General features: G+C 60.1%; 15 protein-coding genes. 9 read left to right on the top strand and 6 right to left on the bottom strand.

The features are described 5' to 3' along the window. Window positions 1-84 precede the first annotated feature (84 nt). From AC1D13_RS14390 to AC1D13_RS14365, 6 genes are all read left to right on the top strand, one after another. On the top strand, window positions 85-3,942 hold the full coding sequence (locus tag AC1D13_RS14390) for an AAA family ATPase (RefSeq protein WP_477689775.1): 3,858 nt from the start codon (window positions 85-87) through the stop codon (window positions 3,940-3,942). Between the two features lie 221 nt (window positions 3,943-4,163). Next, entirely contained in the window at window positions 4,164-6,893 is a 2,730-nt protein-coding gene (locus tag AC1D13_RS14385; RefSeq protein ID WP_477689774.1) for a polysaccharide deacetylase family protein, read from the top strand. A 58-nt stretch (window positions 6,894-6,951) separates the two neighbouring features. Then, the gene (locus AC1D13_RS14380) at window positions 6,952-7,710 is read left to right on the top strand and encodes a tRNA-uridine aminocarboxypropyltransferase (protein WP_477689773.1); all 759 of its coding nucleotides are present in this window, start codon (window positions 6,952-6,954) and stop codon (window positions 7,708-7,710) included. A gap of 115 nt (window positions 7,711-7,825) precedes the next feature. Beyond that, a complete protein-coding gene (locus AC1D13_RS14375) occupies window positions 7,826-8,194 on the top strand; it encodes a hypothetical protein (protein WP_477689772.1) in 369 nt (122 codons plus the stop codon). Between the two features lie 101 nt (window positions 8,195-8,295). Further along, on the top strand, window positions 8,296-9,198 hold the full coding sequence (locus AC1D13_RS14370; protein WP_477689771.1) for a hypothetical protein: 903 nt from the start codon (window positions 8,296-8,298) through the stop codon (window positions 9,196-9,198). A 228-nt stretch (window positions 9,199-9,426) separates the two neighbouring features. Further along, complete coding sequence (locus AC1D13_RS14365; RefSeq protein WP_477689770.1) at window positions 9,427-10,347, top strand: hypothetical protein; 921 nt, start codon at window positions 9,427-9,429, stop codon at window positions 10,345-10,347. A 164-nt stretch (window positions 10,348-10,511) separates the two neighbouring features. Here AC1D13_RS14365 and AC1D13_RS14360 read toward each other — a convergent pair whose 3' ends face one another. Further along, window positions 10,512-10,700 carry a hypothetical protein gene (locus AC1D13_RS14360; protein ID WP_457282012.1) on the bottom strand — a complete coding sequence of 63 codons (189 nt, stop codon included), beginning with the start codon at window positions 10,698-10,700 and terminating at the stop codon, window positions 10,512-10,514. A 198-nt stretch (window positions 10,701-10,898) separates the two neighbouring features. Here AC1D13_RS14360 and AC1D13_RS14355 point away from each other — a divergent pair, with 198 nt between their 5' ends. The 3 genes from AC1D13_RS14355 to AC1D13_RS14345 are packed head-to-tail and all read left to right on the top strand — an operon-like array spanning window position 10,899 to window position 13,727. Further along, window positions 10,899-11,711: a MipA/OmpV family protein gene (locus tag AC1D13_RS14355; RefSeq protein ID WP_477689769.1), complete on the top strand. Its 813-nt coding sequence runs from the start codon at window positions 10,899-10,901 to the stop codon at window positions 11,709-11,711. A 32-nt stretch (window positions 11,712-11,743) separates the two neighbouring features. Further along, window positions 11,744-12,451, top strand: coding sequence for a response regulator transcription factor (locus tag AC1D13_RS14350; protein ID WP_477689768.1), 708 nt, complete (start codon window positions 11,744-11,746; stop codon window positions 12,449-12,451). Window positions 12,452-12,458: 7 nt separating this feature from the next. Next, window positions 12,459-13,727 carry a sensor histidine kinase gene (locus tag AC1D13_RS14345; protein ID WP_477689767.1) on the top strand — a complete coding sequence of 423 codons (1,269 nt, stop codon included), beginning with the start codon at window positions 12,459-12,461 and terminating at the stop codon, window positions 13,725-13,727. A gap of 198 nt (window positions 13,728-13,925) precedes the next feature. Here the strand turns inward: AC1D13_RS14345 and AC1D13_RS14340 are convergent, their stop codons facing one another. The 5 genes from AC1D13_RS14340 to AC1D13_RS14320 form a co-directional block, all read right to left on the bottom strand. Continuing rightward, window positions 13,926-14,633, bottom strand: a complete 708-nt coding sequence (locus tag AC1D13_RS14340; RefSeq protein WP_477689766.1) for a B3/B4 domain-containing protein — start codon at window positions 14,631-14,633, stop codon at window positions 13,926-13,928. A gap of 70 nt (window positions 14,634-14,703) precedes the next feature. Further along, window positions 14,704-15,627 (bottom strand): AraC family ligand binding domain-containing protein, encoded by a 924-nt coding sequence (locus tag AC1D13_RS14335; RefSeq protein ID WP_477689765.1) that lies wholly within the window; start codon window positions 15,625-15,627, stop codon window positions 14,704-14,706. Window positions 15,628-15,699: 72 nt separating this feature from the next. Further along, on the bottom strand, window positions 15,700-16,704 hold the full coding sequence (locus tag AC1D13_RS14330) for an ABC transporter ATP-binding protein (RefSeq protein ID WP_477689764.1): 1,005 nt from the start codon (window positions 16,702-16,704) through the stop codon (window positions 15,700-15,702). Next, entirely contained in the window at window positions 16,701-17,675 is a 975-nt protein-coding gene (locus AC1D13_RS14325; RefSeq protein ID WP_477689763.1) for an ABC transporter ATP-binding protein, read from the bottom strand. Before AC1D13_RS14325 ends, AC1D13_RS14330 begins: the two co-directional genes overlap by 4 nt. Further along, window positions 17,672-18,613 (bottom strand): ABC transporter permease, encoded by a 942-nt coding sequence (locus AC1D13_RS14320; protein WP_477689762.1) that lies wholly within the window; start codon window positions 18,611-18,613, stop codon window positions 17,672-17,674. The genes AC1D13_RS14325 and AC1D13_RS14320 overlap by 4 nt, the downstream gene beginning before the upstream one ends. Window positions 18,614-18,623 lie beyond the last annotated feature (10 nt).

Genomic DNA, 18,623 nt, shown 5'->3' with positions numbered 1-18,623 from the left:
CGCTCTAGCTCTTCCAGCGCTGCAGCCATCGGGTCTGAAACGTTATTAACTGCTAGGCAGCAGGTACAAAAGGGAAATAGAAAAATGGCACGCCATACAAAGCAATCAATAGAGAGCACTCTGTTATCGGGACATCCCATTTCATGGAAAGAGCCAAGTGGAAGCTCGTCTAAATTGGCCTTAGACACACCGGCAAAAAGGCGTCTGTTCCAGTATCTCTGGAAAACTCCATTTTTAGAGCCCAAAGGGCTCTCACAAGATTTCATAAAAGGCCTATGGGACACATACAGCGGCACTTCCGATCCCGCAGATCAACTACTTGACCAGAAGGCACACTCTATTTGCCTCACATCATCTTGGCGCCTTCAGCGTATAGAAACTGAAAATTTTGGCGGCCTAAATGTGTATGGCGGAACCCTGTTTAGCTACGAATTTGATACCGAGAGTTTGCTAATTGAGGGGCCGAATGGAAGCGGCAAGTCTTCCCTTATTGGAGCGCTTGCTTGGGCCTTCACAGGTAAACGATTACGAGATCATTCTGATGATCGTGCTGATCGAAATGAGCCCGTTTTGGATCAAACGGACAAAATAATAGGTAACTGGCCACCAGTCACTTGCTATCCGCCAAGCAGAGCCGATATCGCGATAGTTCCCATGACGCGAGTTAAGGTCTATTTGAAAAACCCTGATGGCGAAGAGGCGTCTATCGAAAGAAAACTGGTGAGCGGAGAGCTGCAAGAAATCAGAAGTCCAAATTTAGTAATTCCGGACGTTTTTATCGAGACGGGCGTAATGATGCCGCTCAGGCTTTCCCAAATCAACATCAAGGACGGAGGCGGTCAGCTCACAGACGCCGTAAAAAAACTTACCGGGCTTGACGAAGTCTCCGCGCTTGGCTTGCTTTGCGGGGAACTGACTCATGGCGCAAGAGAATACCTTCGCTACTCAAAAAATCAAGGCATTGAGGAACAGCAAGGAAAATTTCAGACAGCTTCCGCTGAGGCTAAACGGCTATTAGCGACAGTCAATATCAATCTGCCTCCATATGCTGCAGCAGACACTCTCGAAGAATCTGGGCCAGTAGCGACACTGGAAAAATCTGTGATGACTAAGGCCACAGATTTAACCACTGCGTTAGCAGAGGACCTCTTATTGAGCCTAGATCTGGCCGCACCCAAGATACAAAGAGATCTACAAAATGCACTTCTAAAAGCGAAAGAACTATCGTCAGATGGTTTGAAGAATTCTCAAACTTGGAATGCAATTCAAGCCATTTCAAAGCACGTTGGACTTGACGATATTCACAACCTTCGCAAGGCCATTGAGAATGCCAATGAGGGTTTACTAAAAGCCCAAGCATTGAATGAAGCTTTGCAACGTGATAATAAATATCAACTGAAAGCCGTTGGCGCAGCGTGGCATGAGAAGCACCATCAAGGCGCCGTAGAGACTTGTCCTCTATGCGATCTACCCTTAACCGACCGACGTCCTCTTGCCGAAGAATTAGAGCAATTGAGAAATGCGGGTGACGCCGCGCAGAGAACGCTAAGTGACAACATCAACGCGCTAAATGCCGCGCTTCTGGCTTCAATTCCCAAACCGATACTGGAAAGAAACACGTTTTTATCAGGGCTTAGGCCAAGACTTGCGATTCTCACGGAACTTAAAGAAAAACTAGTCAACGCTCCCGCACCAGTCACTTATTTAACAAAATATATTGACTTAGCCGAGCAAGCAATAAGCTCGGCACCAACCGAAGATATTGAATGCAAGACTGTGTCATCTACCTCATCGCATACCGAGATTGACATATTGCAACGCTCGTTGGCGTTGGCAGAAAATGGGATAACCGTCATTCAATGGTTAACTACATGCGGGGCTAGCTGGCAGTCGTGGTGGGTTAAACACTGTGGGTCAGACTTAGAAGATCTTCCTTCAGCGAATCCCACAAATGCAAGTTCGGCGCACGATACAGAACTGAAAACAGAAACTTTTACCGCCCACATCTCCCGGTTGGAGTTGGCGATCCAGTCAGCCGAACCATACAGATTGGCCGCGGACCAGCTTCGCATACTTATTAAGTCAGGGCGGGAAATTGTTCGAATTCAGACCGAACAAGATCGGCGAGCTCTCGTTTCGGACGCACTTGTTCCGCTGAAATTGCTGACGGCTCTCGCAGAATCAACAGCCAGACAGGCCATCAATGAACTCTCGGGTCGAATACAGAACTTGCTCAAAGAATTCCATTTAACCGAAAAGCTTCATTTCCATAGCACCTCCTTGCCGAAAAAAGGAGGCGTGGTAGTCAGGGCAGGCTTTACTGATGAAATTAGGATCGACGCGGCCCTGATTGCGAACACATCTTGGTTTCGATCAACACTGTGGGCATTCGTATTTGCACTTCGGGAGGAGGCCGTAGAACAGAACAAGGGCGACCCCTTTCCTGTTCTGATCTTTGATGATCCGCAGTCGACCTTTGACAACGAACACAGACTTCGTTGGGCTCAGTATGTCGCAACCTTACAGGCACGGACTTCCAAAATTCAGGTAGTTCTTGCAACCCACGATCCCTCATTTATTGGAACAGCGACAGCAGCACAGATAAAGGGAAGAAATGCTCTCATCGCAGCCGCGACTACCGCGCTAGGTCATGTTGCAATATTTGAAGGTGGCGCTTTAGAGCGAGCATGGACTACGGCGGATACAAGTAAGACCCCGAAAGATTGCCAAACCTATCTTTCAGACGTAAGGGTCTACCTGGAGGGCATGCTAAAAATAATGCTCCAAGCAGAAGATCCGTCAGTTGGCACGCAAGTAGTGGGAGAAATGAGGGAGACGATCAGTCAATTGCATAACAGGCGCATTTCCCCCTGGAATCGTCCGAGCTTTCTCAACTTGGCAAACGCCTTAAAGAAGCAACCTGAAACCAAATTTTTTGAAGGCGCGCACCATACAACAGGACAAATTTATGGCCTTGCCGAAGCGACGGACTTACATAAACATTGGCATAAGACGCTCGGACCGCTACTGACGCGTTGTTTTTTGCAGATTCGAGAGCACCAAATTCGTCATGGAGGCGCGAGCAGGCTACAGCTGAGTTCTGCCACGGTTGACCTTCCTGAGGGTTACCAATCTGAGCTGCGTTCCCACCATCTTCAAATCTTGGGACGAGCATCTGCTTTGAGCGACGGGCGTGTATCCGACGGGGCCGTTACTTATGCCGAGGTTGATCCTTCTGGAATCTCGCCTCACACTCTTGGAAAACATCTTGCCTACAGGCTGTCAGCGCAAACCCTTGAACCAGTTGCAACCCAAGGAGATTTATTGCTGGTGAAGGAATTGGGCACGCCGGAACCCAAATCTCTGGTTATAGCTATTGCAGAAGATCGCATCCTTGCGAGACGCTTTGACCTTTCGGATACCGATGGTGATGTTGCGGTACTTACGGCACAAGCGATGGATCCATTACGAATAGCTGCACCGGTAGTGGCGCACGTGGGCTCTTTGAAGCTATACAAAATCATCGGCGTGCTTTTTGATGAGTATCAACCCAGGCCAGTTGGCCATGCCGACGAGATTATTAGTTGCGAAAGTGAGGCCGCGATATCGGCGCTTTTACCCGCCGCGATCGGGCTAGTTGAGGTAGTTGGCCACAGCGCTCAGCCACTTGCGCTGAACGGCCAGTTTTTGGTATTACTGCCACCCGTTTCTTCCATTGCGGAACTCACTCGTCTAGACGGTAAACCTGTTATAGCCATGGACTCAGATGGCGCACAGTTTTTTAAGCGGCTGAGACTCATGTCTCCAACTATGGTGATATTGGAAAGCCTCGATGCGGGTGGACTCTATCCTCCTCATGTTTTGGCAATTTCTGACGGTCACGCAGCTTTATCACTCAAGAAGGTTTGGCCCGTTTGCGGGGTAATCTTCGAAACGAGTTAATTTTTCATAGTGGCACTACAAAACGCACCGAGGGAACAGAATCTCGCGCGCGCGGCAGCTACCAATCCCAAGTTGCACAAAGTAGTGCTGACGGCCTTAGTGGAATAGGGCCATTCTGTCGGGGCATGAGATAGGCCAAGCTCAACAACGCGAATTACTAGCAATATGCCAAATGGTAGATTCGGCAGAAGCCCAGCCCCGGGCCGAATAAAAACAAACCCATGAACAATAAAACCAAGATCGCCCTCGCCGCAGCCGGAGGAACCCTGTTACTGGTAGTGGCCACCGCCATCGTCATTACCCTTGACTCTGACCGTAGCAAGAAAGACGCACCACCGCCTGCCGCCGCTCTGGCCGCAGCGCCACTCGACACCGGCAAAATCCTGACGGGCATGCAGGACCTGCTGGCCAGCTACCGAAAAATCATCGTGCTGTTTGCCGATGAGAAAAAGCTGGGGGTAGGCGAACGGGCTATGGCCAACCAGGTGGGGCAGGGGCTGTTTCATGACAACCGTGCGCGGGTGGCCGAGATTGAGGCTCAGTTGGCGGCGCTGGTGGCTTCTGGCAACCCGCAGCGCTTTGATGCGATTGCGGGAATCCTGGACTATGTGGAAAGCGACAAAGGCCTCTTTGACGCAGACCGGCTGGCTTTTCGGGAGCTGCTGCGCAGCCTGCAAGCCAGTGTGGCGGCTGATTCGTCACTGCCGGCCATCAAGCTGCACAAGCGCATTGGCGAAGACCTGGACGCACTGGTTGAGATTGAGCGCAACTACGAAAAAGAAATTCGCCTGATATTCGGCCGCTTTGAGCCGCGTGCGATTGAGCTGAAGCGTGAGCGCTGGGAAGACTACGTTGCCAGCCTGAAGAAGCGCTACACGCGTGAGCAGATCTTGAAAGACTTTGGCGTGGTGATGCCTTACGCACTGCCCAAGCCCACCACGCGCAAAAGCAAAGACGAGGAAGAGGGCGAGGTGTTTGGCTACAGCCTGCCGCCCAAGACCATCGTGCTGACGTTTGACGACGGCCCGCACGGCGTTTACACCAATGAGATTGCGGCCATCTTGAAGCAATACAGCGTGCCGGGCATCTTCTTTCAGGTGGGCAGCAACCTGGGCACGGTGGCCGCCGACGGCAAAACCAAACTGGGGCCGCGCGCAGACATCAGCCGCAAGCTGCTGGAAGCCGGCCACACGCTGGCCAACCACAGCATGACGCATGCACAGCTTTCCAGGCTCAATGGCGCGGGCCTCAAATCAGAAATGCTGGGCACCGATGAATTGCTCAAAGCGGTGGATGCACGGCGCTCGCCGCTCTTTCGGTTTCCGTATGGCGCGCGCAATGACGAAGGGCTGGACGTGTTGTCGGCCGCGCACCTTCGCTCTGTCATGTGGAACATTGATTCGCTGGACTGGGCTGACCCGGTGCCCAGCTCGATTGTGGAACGCGTGTTGAAGTCTGTTGAAAAAGAAGGCCGCGGCATTGTGCTGTTTCATGACATTCATGAACGCACGGTGAAGGCGTTGCCGGCCATTCTGGAGCGCCTGGTGGCCGACGGCTACCAGTTTGCCAGCTGGGACGGCAGCGGCTTTACGGTGGCCAAGGGCGCTGGCGTGGCGCCCGCCCCGCAGGCGGCCAACCCGGGCTACAGCGACTCGTGGGCCATTGTGATTGGCATTGACGACTACGCCAGCTGGCCCAAGCTGCAGTACGCGGTGCGCGACGCACGTGCCATCCGCGAAACGTTGATTCAGCGCTTTGGCTTTGCCGCCGACCACGTGATCTCTTTGGAAAACCGCGAGGCCACGCGCACCGGCATATTGGCCGCCTTTCACGACAAGCTGGCACACAGCGGCATGAAAAAGAACGACCGGTTGTTTGTGTTCTTTGCCGGGCACGGCGCAACACGGCAGCTGACCTCAGGGCGCGATTTGGGCTACATCATTCCGGCAGATTCAGACCCGAACAAGATCGCGACTGACGCGGTGCCGATGACGGAGCTGCAGAACATTGCCGAAAGCCTGACGGCCAAGCATGTGCTGTTTGTGATGGACGCCTGCTACAGCGGGCTGGGCCTGACGCGCGGCGCGGGCTCTGGCAACTTTTTGCGTGACAACGCCAAGCGCCTGGGCCGGCAGATGCTGACGGCCGGCGGCGCCGACCAGCTGGTGGCCGACGGCGGGCCGAACGGGCATTCGGTGTTTACCTGGACACTGCTGCAGGCCATGGGCGGCAAGGCCGACCTGAACGGCGACGGCCTGATCACGGCCACCGAACTGGCCGCGTATGTGGCGCCGGCCGTGGCGTCGGTGTCGCGGCAGACGCCGGCCTTTGGCAGCCTGCCGGGCTCGGAAGGCGGCGACTTTGTGTTTGCGCTGCCGGCAGAGGCCGAGTTTTTAAGCGCGCAGACAAGCCAGCTGTCTGGCGATGCGATTGCGCTGAACAGCAAGCTGGACGCCACACGCCCGCCTGCTGCGGCGCCGACTGCCGGCAGCGATGCGCCGGTGACGGCACCGCCCACGGCAACCGTGGTGGTGAAAGACCTGCAGGGCGGTGAACAAAAAATCACCACGCCGCTGGCGGTGCCCAGCTCTGCACGGCAACTGGCCCAGCGCGCCAATGACCGCGGCCTGCAGCTCTATAAAGAAAAGCTGTACGCCGAGGCCGAGGCCCAGTTCACCGAGGCACTGAAGCTGCGCCCCGACTTTGCACTGGCCGCCAACAACCTCGGCTTTGTTTATTTCAAGCAGGACAAGTTCAAGGAAGCGGCGCGCTGGTTTGAGAACACCGTGAAGATGGACCCATCACGTGCGATTGCCTACCTGAACCTCGGCGACGCCCACGCGCGGGCGGGCGATGGCGAGAAGGCGAAGAAGGCTTTTCGCAACTACCTGGAGCTGGCACCGAACGGGCCGGGCGCAACCCATGCGAAACAGGAGCTTGAGAAGGCCTGATGCTGCTGAAGCAGGCTGGAGTTGAAGTGGCCTGGGGCGATTTGGCGATACTCTGCCTATGACTTCCACTTCCCCAGCCGCTCACGCAGTTTCCCGGCTGCGCACCGCGCGGCTGGCGCGCGCCTCCAAACCCTTCCTCGCCCGCGGCGGCCCGCGCAATGTGCGCTGCGCCGGTTGCCGCCTGATGCCCAGCCACTGCATGTGCGCCCTGCGCCCCAGCGTGTCCACGCGCGCGGGTGTGTGCCTGGTCATGGCCGACATCGAGGCGCTGAAACCCAGCAACACGGGCTGGCTGATTGCCGACGTGGTGGCGGACACGTTTGCGTTTGAGTGGGCGCGCACCGAGGTAGACCCCGCACTGCTGGCCCTGCTGGCGGATCCGCAGTGGCAGCCCTACCTGGTGTTTCCGGGCGAGTTTGTGGCGGCTGAGCGGGTGGTGGCGGATGTGTTGCCTGCCGACTCAGCAGATAGCCAGAATGCCAAACGCCCGCTGTTTGTGCTGCTGGACGCGACCTGGCCCGAAGCACGCAAGATGTTTCGCAAGAGCCCCTACCTCAATCATTTGCCGGTGCTGAGTTTGCAGAGCGAACAGCTCTCTCGCTACAAGCTGCGGCGTTCGCAGCGCGACACGCACTTTTGCACGTCTGAAGTGGCCGCCCTGTGCCTGGAACTGGCCGGTGAAACGCATGCGGCGCAAACGCTGGAGGCCTACCTGGATGTGTTTACCAACCGCTATTTAAAAGCCAAGCAGCAGCAGCCGCTGGATCTGGAAGATGCGGCGCATGCGCAATTGCGCAGGCTAGCTCACCCCTGTTGAGGCTCACTGCGTGTAGCCTCCTCTCCCCTTGCAGGGGACGGGCGCCTTGCGGCCGGCGAAGCCGGACCGCGGCCCCTGCTGGTGAAGCCACGCCACGCAGTTATAGTCCCACCCCATGGATAGACCCCCTTACCTGCGCAAACGGCCTTCCCCGTCGGACGAGAGCGAAGGCCTTCTTTGGCGGCTGGTGGCTGCGCTGGTGGCGATTCCGATTTTTGAGATCTCGCTTTACCTGGGCCTGTACCTGATTCTTTCGCCGCGCAGCCTGAGCTACCTTTTCATGGCCATCCCCTTGTGGATGCATGGCGTGTACGCCGGCACGGCCGCGCTGGTGGGTTTGCTGTTTGGCTTCAAGGGCATCACCTGGCTGCTGGGCCACCTCTTCATGACGCACCATGAAAACGAACGCAACCGGCTGGTGACGGCGCTGCTGTGGGGCGGGCTGGCGGGGCTGGCGTTTGTGGCTTCGCGCTTTGTGCCCTAGTGCGCGCGCTGACATCTGCTTGCATTGAGCCCGGCGCCGCGATGCAGCCGCTGTAATACATTCACTGCCTTCATCACCCTTTCACCATCACCTGGATACCCATGCGCCCCAGCTCCCTGCCTCTTTTTGGCACCGCACTTGCCACCTTCGCCCTCACCTTGCTGCCGCCGGCCAGCGCGCTGGCCGTTACCCCGGCTGAACAGCCGTATGTCGGTGGCTACACCCAGGGCTCGGTCGATTCGCGTGCGCAGCTGATGCTGCTGGACGACAACACATTTTGTTTTAGTTTCATGGGCGGCTCGCTCGACATGCTGGCGGGCGGGCGCTGGAAGGCCGAAGGCAATGGTGTGCGTCTGCAGGAAGTGCGACAGAACGGCTCCGTCTTCCCCGTCTTTGGCAGGGCGGTGCTGCCTGAGAAAGGGCCCGTGGAGTTTGACTTTCACGGCCATTCGCTCTCTCGCGCGGTGTCGGCCGCGTTTGCCACGGGCGCCGACGAGACCTTGCCCACCAGCCTGCGCCGGCTCTTCAAGGACGGCCACAACGGCTGGTCTTCCAGCTACAAGCTGCCGCCCATGCCGGCGGCACAGTCGCGCTACTTTTATATCGCCGACGCGGAAGTGGACGCCAACGGCCAGCCCAGGCAGCTGCGCGTGGTGCAGTACCGGCGTGGCGATGCGAACACGCTGCGCGTGGGCTACAACCCGGCGTTTGGCAACCCGCCGCTGAACCAGCTTGCCACGCTGAAGGATGGTGAGGTGCTGCATGTAGACGGCAGCCGCTTTGGCCCGCGCAAGGAGCTGCCGGAAAAAGCACTGGAAAGAATACGCTCGGCCTGCATACGGCCAGCGCTGGCGGAGCCCAAACGCCCCAGCGAAGACGAAGCCGCAGAGATAGCGGCCGGACGCGCGACGTCCGTGAAACAGCCACCGCTGGTGCCTGTGAAAACCTTCTATCTGCCGCTGACGGCCCTGCAGGGCGCGGCGTATTTTTCTGAAGACAAGTAGGCTGGATGTGTCGCTGCGGCGGGCGCAATTTGCTACCAAATTAATAGCTGTTCGCGCAGACTCCTATTGGGCTACAGGCACTTTTTATGCCTGAAGAAGCCCAACAGGGCTGCCTCCTTCGCCCCGGGGCCACTGCCGCGCACCGCAGCGCTGTTATTGATACCGGCGCAGCCAGGGCACCCGCTGTAATACATTCATTGGCTTCAACCCCCACCGGACTCACTGCCCATGCGCTCCATCTCCCAGCCTCTTGGCACCACGCTTGCCGCCATCGCCCTCACCTTGCTGCCGATGGCCGGCGCGCAGGCGCTGACTGCGGCTGAAAAGCCTTATGTGGGCGGCTACACGCAGGGCTCGGTCGATTCGCGTGCGCAGCTGATGCTGCTGGACGACAACACTTTTTGCTTTACCTTCATGGGCGGCTCGCTCGACATGCTGGCCGGCGGGCGCTGGAAGGCCGAAGGCAACGGTGTGCGCCTGCAGGAAGTGCGGCAAAACGGCGCGATCTTCCCCGCCTTTGGCAAGCAGGTGCCTGAGCAGAAGGAGACTGTGGCGTTTGACTTTCACGGCTATTCGCTTTCGAACGCAACGTCTGCCGTGTTTGCCACTTCCGGCAACGACGCGCTGCCCACCACGCTGCGCCCGCTGTTCAAGTCAGACCAGAACAACTGGTCTGACAGCTACAAGCTGCCGCCCCTGCCGGCGGCACAGGTGCGCTACTTTTATATAGGCGACGTGGAGGTGGACGCCAACCGCCAGCCCAAACGGCTGCGCGTGGTGCAGTACCGGCGCGGCGATGCGAACACGCTGGCGGTGGGCTACGACCAGTCGTTTGGCAACCCGCCGCTGAACCTGTCTGCCACGCTGAAAGGCAGCGTGCTGCATGTAGACGGCAGCCGCTTTGGCAAACGCGACGAGCTGCCGGGCGAGATCCTCGAAGGCATACGCGCTGCCTGCATACGGCCGGCGCTGGTGCCGGGCGCCAAACGCCCGGCGGAAGAGGGCAGCGAAGAAGAAGCCCAGGACAAAGCCGCCGCAGCCTTGGGTAAGGTGGTGGTGCGCAATGCGCCGCTGGTGCCGGTGAAAACTTTCTACCTGCCGCTGACGGCACTGCAGGGCGCGCCGTACTTTCCCGGCACGGAGAAGTAACTCAAAGCGGGCCACGGCTGGTTACCGTGGGCGGCCGCGATTTGCTCCTGAATTAATAGCTGCTCACGCACAGCCTTATTGGGCTGCAGCCACTTAAAATTGCGATTGCGCATTGAGGTTGGCGGACCCGCAGCCCGCGCACCACCTTTCCCGGCATCACCTCCTCATCGCTTGCGCCCGCGCAACGCGCCGGGCTTGCCAGTCCATGCGCCCAAAAAAAACATCGAAAAAAGCGGCAGCGCGGCCGTGGCGGAAGGGTCGCGCTTGAGCGGGTGCGGGTTTGTTTCGGCGCGGGCTGCGGGCTTGGCGGCCGGGGAAGGTGCGGCGTAAGGGCGGGCTTGGCGTTTTGTCATCCTGATGGGTCCGGTTTCAAAAAAGGGAAAGCAAAAGCGCTAATGGTGGGCGCTGGCTGTCGCCGGGATGTCGCGATGCGTGCTTCCACACGGCATCCGGCCGCGACATCTCCGCGACAGGGGGGCGGCACAGTGCGTCCAGCCTGGCGATCCGCCGGCGGCCTTTTTTCCAAAAACCGTCCAAGAGGAAATCTCCCTATGAAGCGCAAATCTGTTGTTGTTCCCGCCGGTGTGGTGTTGCTGTCGGCGCTCACGGGCGTTACGGGCATTACGGGCGCCTATGCGCAGCCGAAGCCCGAGCGCGGGGCTTCACCCTGGGGCCTGGGTGTGGGCGTGGCGGCCCGAACCGACATTTACGCGGGCGAAAGCACGAAGCTGCGCGCAGTGCCGCTGATCAGCTACCAGGGCGAGAAGTTCTTCTGGCGCGGCATCAGCGGGGGTTACCACTTGCTCAGCCGCGACGGTTTCACATTTGATGCCACCCTGGGTGCCCGGCTGGGCGGCATCAAGAAAGATGATTTCGGCGTAGCCGAGCTTGCGGCCCGGGGCATCAACCGCAACCTGCTGGAAGACCGCGACGGCGGCCTGGACCTGGGGATTGCCGGGTCCTTCAAGGGCCAGATGGGCGTGGTGGAGCTGGCGCTGAAGGCCGATGTGTCGGGCGCGAGCAAGGGTTACGAGGCCTCGGCCAAATACGGCTACCCGCTGCAGTGGGGATCGACCACGATCACGCCCAACATCGCGGTCAGCCATTACTCGGCCAAGCTGGCCAACTACTACTACGGAACACTGGACACGGAAGTCGCCCGCGGTGTGGTGAACTACAAGCCGGGCAGCGCGGTGATTCCGCGTGTCGGTATTGAGGTGATGCGGCCCTTTGCCGACAAGTGGATTCTGGCGGGCGGCCTGTCTTACAGCGCGCTGCCAAACAAGATCCGCAACAGCCCCTTGGTGGACAGGGACGCTAATGGAGTAACTTCTGTTTTTGTCGGGGTTTCGAGGAAATTCTGACACCCGCCGCGCCACCACGCGAAAGAACCGAGATGGACATGATTGAAGGCCCCTTGAGCATCCTGATCGTCGAGGACAACGCGCCCATGGCGGCGAATATCTACGACTACCTGGAAGCCTGCGGCCACAAGCCCGACGCCGCGCCCGATGGCAAATCGGGGCTGGGCATGGTGCAGGCGAATCACTACGACGCGATCGTGCTGGACTGGATGATGCCGCGCATGGACGGCCTGACGATGCTCACGCAGCTTCGGGGCGAACTCAAGTCCAGGACGCCGGTGATCATGCTGACGGCCAAAGACCAGCTGGACAACAAGCTGCAGGGCTTTGAGGCCGGGGCCGACGACTACCTCGTCAAACCCATCGCGCTGCCGGAACTGGAAATGCGGCTGCGGGTGCTGGTGACTCGCAGCCAAGCGGCGCAGGCCCCGGGGCAGGTGCTGGAAGTCGGCGACCTGCGCTTCAACCTGCAGTCGCTGGTCGTGACCCGGGGGGACCGCGAGCTGTCGCTGTCGCCGATCAAGCGGCAGATACTGGAGGTCTTGATGCGACGCTCGCCGCACGTCGTGAGCCGCGAACACCTGGAGTCGCAGATCTGGGGCGAGCGCACACTGGACAAGGACATCCTGAGGTCGCACATGCACCTGCTGCGCAAAGAGGTCGATGGCGAGGGCGCCCCGAAAATCCTGCACACCGTGCTCGGGCAGGGCTACAGCTTGCGGGTGCAAGATGGCGAATAAACCGCGCATGTTCGACCTGCATTGGCGCATCAGCGCCCTGTTCGTCGCTTTCGGGGTGTTGCTGGCCCTGGGTGTCATTGTCTCGGTCGGCTTCGGCCAGGTGATGATCACGCACCCGGTGTGGGAGCAGATACTGCGCTCGACCACCCAGCATTACATTGCCGGCAGCACGGGCAAGCAGCCCGTGCCTTTGCCGACACAGGGCGCCTACAAGGGATGGCACCTCAAGAGCGGCACGGCCTTGCCCGCCGACATGCCGCCCTACCTGGCCACGCTGCCCGCCGGGTTCTACAGCGAACAGGATCTGGACCGGTTTGACGAGCACGACTACGCGGCCCTGGTCACGCCGGTCGCGGACGGCCGCGTGGTCACCGTCATTGACATGACCGACATCGAGCAGCTGCAGAACAAGGTGGGCATCGGGGGCTTGATCTTTGTGCTGGTCAACCTGGCGCTGGTGGGCGCCACGCTGCTGTGGCTTCACGGCAGCCTGCGCAAGCCGGCCAGGGCCCTGGCGCAGCACATGGAAGCGCTGGACCCGGAACAGCCGTCGCAGCGGCTGTCGGTCGATTACCCGCAGGCGGAGCTGCACGACATCGCGGTACAGGTCAACCGCCACCTTGAAAGGGTGGAGCGCTTCATCGAGCGGGAACGCAGCCTGCTGGACCAGGCCAGCCATGAATTCCGCACCCCGGTCGCCGTGATCAGCGGCGCGGTGGACGTGCTGGCCAAACAGGCGCTGCCCACGCAGGCCAAAGGCCCGCTGGACCGGATTCGCGGCACAGTCGACAACCTGACCGAAACCATGGGCGCCCTGCTTTACCTGTCGCGCGAGCCGGATGGCAACGCGAGGGTGGAGACCACCCGGGTCGACCTGATTTTGCAGGAGCTGATGCAGGACCATGAGCACCTGCTGGCCTTCAAGCCCGCGCGCTATGTGCTGGTGGAGTGCGTCAGCCTTTCCGTCGATGCGCCGGAAGCGATGGTCAGGATCGTCATTGCCAACCTCCTGAGGAATGCGGCCGAGAACACGCAGAAGGGGGACGTCACGGTCAGCCTCACGCCGCAAATGCTGCGGGTGAGCGACTCCGGCGAAGGCTTCGACGCGGTGGAGGCCGCGCGCAGCTACAGCGCGGCCTTGCAGACGTCGATGAAGCCCGGCGGCGGCCGGGGGCTGGGGCTGTTTTTGACGAAGCGGATCTGCGAGCGCTTCAAATGGTCGCTGGCCATTTCGTCGGCGGTGAGCAAAGGTTCGGTGGTGGATATCCGCTTCTAGTTTCCAGCTTCTGGTTTCAGGCATTCACCGTGCCCGGAAAAGACGCGGGGTAACGCAGGGCGGCAGCAACGCCGGGCGGGCAGGACGGCCGCATGTTGCTACCAAATTAATAGCTGCTTGCGCACATTCTTATTGGGTTGCAGCCACTTTTTATGCCTGGAAATGCCTTGAAAAGACCTCAATCAGACCCTGCGACCTTTATCCACCCGGAAAATCAAACCGCGGCGCGGTGCTGCTGAGCACCGCGGTGACGGGCGCGGCCGGCCAGGCGGCGGCCAGCTCGGTGGCAAGTGTGCTGATGAGGCGGCGCACGTCATCTGCCGCCGCGGCGTGCAGGGCCTCGGCCACGATGAGCACGCTGTGCGTGGCGGCGCTGACCGCCGAGAGGCCGCTTTGCCGGTGGGTCCAGCGGCGCGCATGCGCTGCGGGGGGCTGTGCTGCGTCGGCAAAGATGACTTCGTGGGGTTCGGGGTGTTCTGTTTCGCCGCTGAAGGCCTGGTAGCTTTCAACGCCGGTGGCGTAGCGCACCTCCAGCTGCTGCGCCACCCGGGCCACGTCAAACACGGCGACGGGAATGGCGAACGCAATCGACACGGCGTTGCACAGGTCGACCAACGGGTGCAGCTGCGGCAGCGAACCTTCCTTGCGAAAGCGGCGCAGCAGTGATTCAGACGCGCAGCGGTACTGCGTGGGCTTGTGGCCCATTTTGGAAAAAGTGCGGCGCCAGGCCTGCACTTCGGGCAGCTCGCCTTCAGCACAGCCGGCAAGGCGGCCGGCAGCAATGGCGTTGAAACGGGCGACCTGAGCGGAGACGTCTGCATCGGCGGTGATGCCGCTGGCGGCCAGCACACCGGGCACCAGCTCGGGGTAGTCGGCCCAGATAGCCGGGGAATGGCGGAAGAACATGCGCGGCTGCCTTTTTTAAAAAGTGAAACAGCGGCCAGCATGCCGCCGCGCACACCAGCCGTCTTGAACGTTATTGCAGCGAGCTTTTGGCCATGGCCTGCTGCCAGGCGCCGGGCGTGAAGCCGAACTGGCGGGCGAACAGCCGCGTCATATGGCTCTGGTCGGCAAAGCCGCAGGCCGCAGCTGCCTGCGCCAGCCCGGCGCCGCTGCGGATGAGGCCGCGCGCTCGCTCGGCACGCTGCTGCAGCAACCAGGCGTGGGGCGTGAGGCCGAAGGCCCTTTCAAAACGGCGCAGCAGCTGAAACTTGCTGAGGCCGGCCGTGCGCGCCAGCTCCGTCAATGTGGGCGGGGCGAGCAGATCAGCAGCCAGGTGGTCGCGGGCGCGGTGCAGCTCAGGCGAAGAAGGTGAGGTGGACGATGAGACTTGCGATCGCGTGACAGGTGAAACGGCATGACGGTGCAGCAGCAAGGCACAGGCGCGGACCAGCGCCTCTTCACACGCGAGGGGATCTGCACCGCGGCGCCCCGCACCGGCGTCCCACTGCTGCAGGTGGCCGAGCAGGTGTTGCAATGCTGTACGCAGGCGCACGTCCTGCGCGACGGGGCGCGTGAGTTCGATGTCGGTGGCCCGCGAGGTGTCTTCCGCATCAGCCACAAGGGACGCGATGACCGCAGGCTCAAAGTACAGCATGCGCCAGCGCCGCGAAGGGCCACCCAACGGCCGACCGTCATGCACTTCACCGGGGTTGCACATGATGACGTCACCTGCATAAGCATCAACCGGGCCGCGGCCACTGGCCGAGCTTTGCGCGCCCTGCTCCATCAGCCCTACGCCATAGACGGAGTGCCAGTGGCGGCCGAAGTGGCGCGCGCTTTCCATCTGCGTGGCGTAGATGCCTGCCCACGGCGAGCCGAAGACACGGCCCTGGTGGGCGGATGATGCGGATGCGGATGCGGATGCGGATGCGGATGCGGATGCGGATGCGGAGGGCATGGGCGTCATGATGCCTCGGGAATGCGCGGCGCGCCAGCCCTAGTGGCGCCCTCTCAAGACGGCGCCCTGGCGTCAGGGCTCCGCGGCTTTTAAAGCGGTGGTATTCAGATGGCAGGCCGATATTTGCGACGGCGCGACCTCAATCAGGGCCGGCCGGACTTCCCGGCAAATGGGCATGACATGCGGGCACCGGGGGTGAAACGCGCAGCCACTGGGCACGTTCATCGGGCTCGGCATCTCGCCCGCAATCGGCCTGTACGTCAGCGGTTTCGCGTCCATGCGCGGCGCGTCGGCAATGAGCGCCTTTGTGTAGGGGTGGTTGGGTTGGCTGAAGAGTGTTTCCGTTTTGGCCAGCTCCACGATGCGGCCAAGGTACATGATCGCCACCCGGTCGGCCAGATATTCCACTACCGCCAGGTTGTGGCTGATGAACAGGTAGGCAAGGTTCTGCTCTCGCCTCAGCTTCTGGAAAAGATTGAGAACCTGCGCCTGGATGGACACGTCAAGCGCCGAAACGGCCTCATCGCAGACAACCAGCGACGGCTTCAGGGCCAGCGCCCTTGCGATCGCAATTCGCTGCCGCTGCCCACCCGAGAACTGGTGCGGATAGCGTTCGCCGTAACTGGCGTCAAGACCCACCTGTTCCAGGAGACCCCGCACGAAGGGGGCTTTGTCTTTGGCAGAAATCAACCCGTGATAGATGGCCGCCTCGCTGAGCAGCTGATCAACACGCAGCCGCGGATTGAGCGAGCCATAGGGGTTTTGAAAGACCATCTGGACGTTTCGATGAACATCCGAAAGATAGGGCTTGCCCGGCACCTGATGAACCACAACGTCGCCGCTGGACGGTTCCAGAATGCCCGCCACAATCCGCCCGAAGGTTGATTTTCCGCAGCCCGACTCACCCACCAGGCCGACCACCTCTCCCGCCTCGATCTGCAGGCTGACGTCACTCACCGCGGACACCTGTTTGGGCGTCTTGCGAGCCAGCTTCAATTTGTGCGCCAGTTGCCCGCTCCAGGTTTGCGCGGCGCCAAACCGTTTCGAGACATTGGCCGCTTCAAGTATCGTGGTCATGAGTTGTGGGTGGTATAGGGATGAAAGCAAAGAAACTCCCGGTCATCTGTCCGGGTCAGGCCGGGCATCTTTGTGCACGCTTGCGTTGCCCGGCTGCAGCGGGGTGCGAACGCGCAACCGGACGGCAGATTGAGCAAGGGCGGCGTACTTCCGGGAATGGGCTTGAGCAGGGAGCCGCGATCCTGTGACTTGGGCAATGAGTCGATCAAACCGCGTGTGTAAGGATGTCTCGGCGACCTGATCACGTCTGCGACCGCGCCTTTCTCAACAATGCGGCCGGCATACATCACACACACGTAGTCGGCGAGGTCTTTCACCACACTCAGGTCGTGCGTTATCCACACCAGTCCCGTTCCACGCTCTTTTGTCAGCTTGCGGATCTGGTAAAGAATCTGCGCCTGGATCGTGACGTCCAGGGCGGTCGTCGGCTCGTCGGCAATGATCACGGCCGGCTCGTTGACGATGGCGTTTGCGATGGCTATTCGCTGGCGCATGCCACCCGAGAGTTCATGCGGATAGGCGCGCATTCTCTCGGCTGGTGCCGGTATTCCCACCGCTGCCAATGCGGCGCATGCCCGTTCCGTGGCATCTGACCGGGATACTTTGGCGTGAATCCGGATGGTTTCCGTCAACTGGTCTCCCACCCGAATGACAGGGTTGAGCGACATCATGGGATCCTGGAAAACCATCGCCATCTCTTTACCCCGAATCCTGTTCCATTCGCGGGCGGAGACAGAGCGCAGGTTATTTCCCCGAAGGAGAATTTCACCGGCAACGATTCGGCCTGGCGGGTCCACCAGGTTCATCAGGGACATGGCCGTCACGGACTTTCCCGATCCCGACTCGCCCACCAGGGCAACGATTTGCCCTTGCCCGACCGAGAAGGAAACGTCGTTCACCGCCCTGGCGACGCCGGCCTTGGTCTCGAAATGGGTGGTGAGCCCATTGACCTTTAACGCACTTGTGCTCATACCTGATCCAGCTTGGGATTGAAAACAACACGCAGACGATCACCGATCAGGTTGATCGACCCCACCAGGAGCACCAATGCCAACCCCGGATAGACCGAGATCCAGTATTTGTTCGTGAGCATGTACTCGAATCCATTGGCAATCAGCAACCCCAGCGAAGGTTCTGTCTGGGGGAGCCCTATGCCCAGGAAGCTCATCGTTGCCTCCAGGCTGATGGCGTGCGCCGTCTGCAGGGTGCCGGTGACGATCAGCGTTCCCATGCAGTTCGGCAGCACATGCCTGAACATGATCCGCCTGGGGGGCAAGCCTTGCCCCATCGCTGCCTCCACATACTCTTTTTGTTGCTCCACCAGCGCGGCCCCGCGCACGTTGCGGGCGTAGTACGCCCATTGAACAATGATCAGGGCCAGCAGGGTCTTGTCTACGCCCTGGCCCAGCGATGCCAAAAGTACCAGCGCGATCAGGATGGCCGGCAGGCTCAGTTGCAAGTCAACGATCCGCATGAAAAACGAATCAACACGTCCGCCAAAGTAGGCGGCCGTCAGGCCCACTGTTGTTCCGATACAAAGTGCGGCCAATGCACTGAGAAGGCCGACAGCCATGCTGATGCGAAGCCCGTAGAAGATTGCGCTGATCAGGTCCCGTCCGGCGCCATCGGTGCCGAGGATATGCAGCATCCCGCTCACTTCGCTGCGCGCACCTGGGATGAGTTCCGCGTCCACGATAGACACGGAGGCCAGGTCGTACGGGTTCTGCGGTGAGAAAAACGGCGCGCCCAGTGCCACGATGAGCAGCAGCCCGAAGACGACAAGCGCTGCGAACGCAATTTTGCTGAGCAGGAATTGCCGCCGGATCCGGCTCCACGGGGTTTGCGCCGGCTGCGGCGCCGGCCGGTCCGCCAGCTTTTCTTCCGGATTCAATGATTCGGTCTGGATCATGGGGTCACCT

It is taken from the genome of Polaromonas sp. P1_E12 (assembly GCF_056405975.1).
This window is presented reverse-complemented; position numbering and strand designations above follow the sequence as displayed.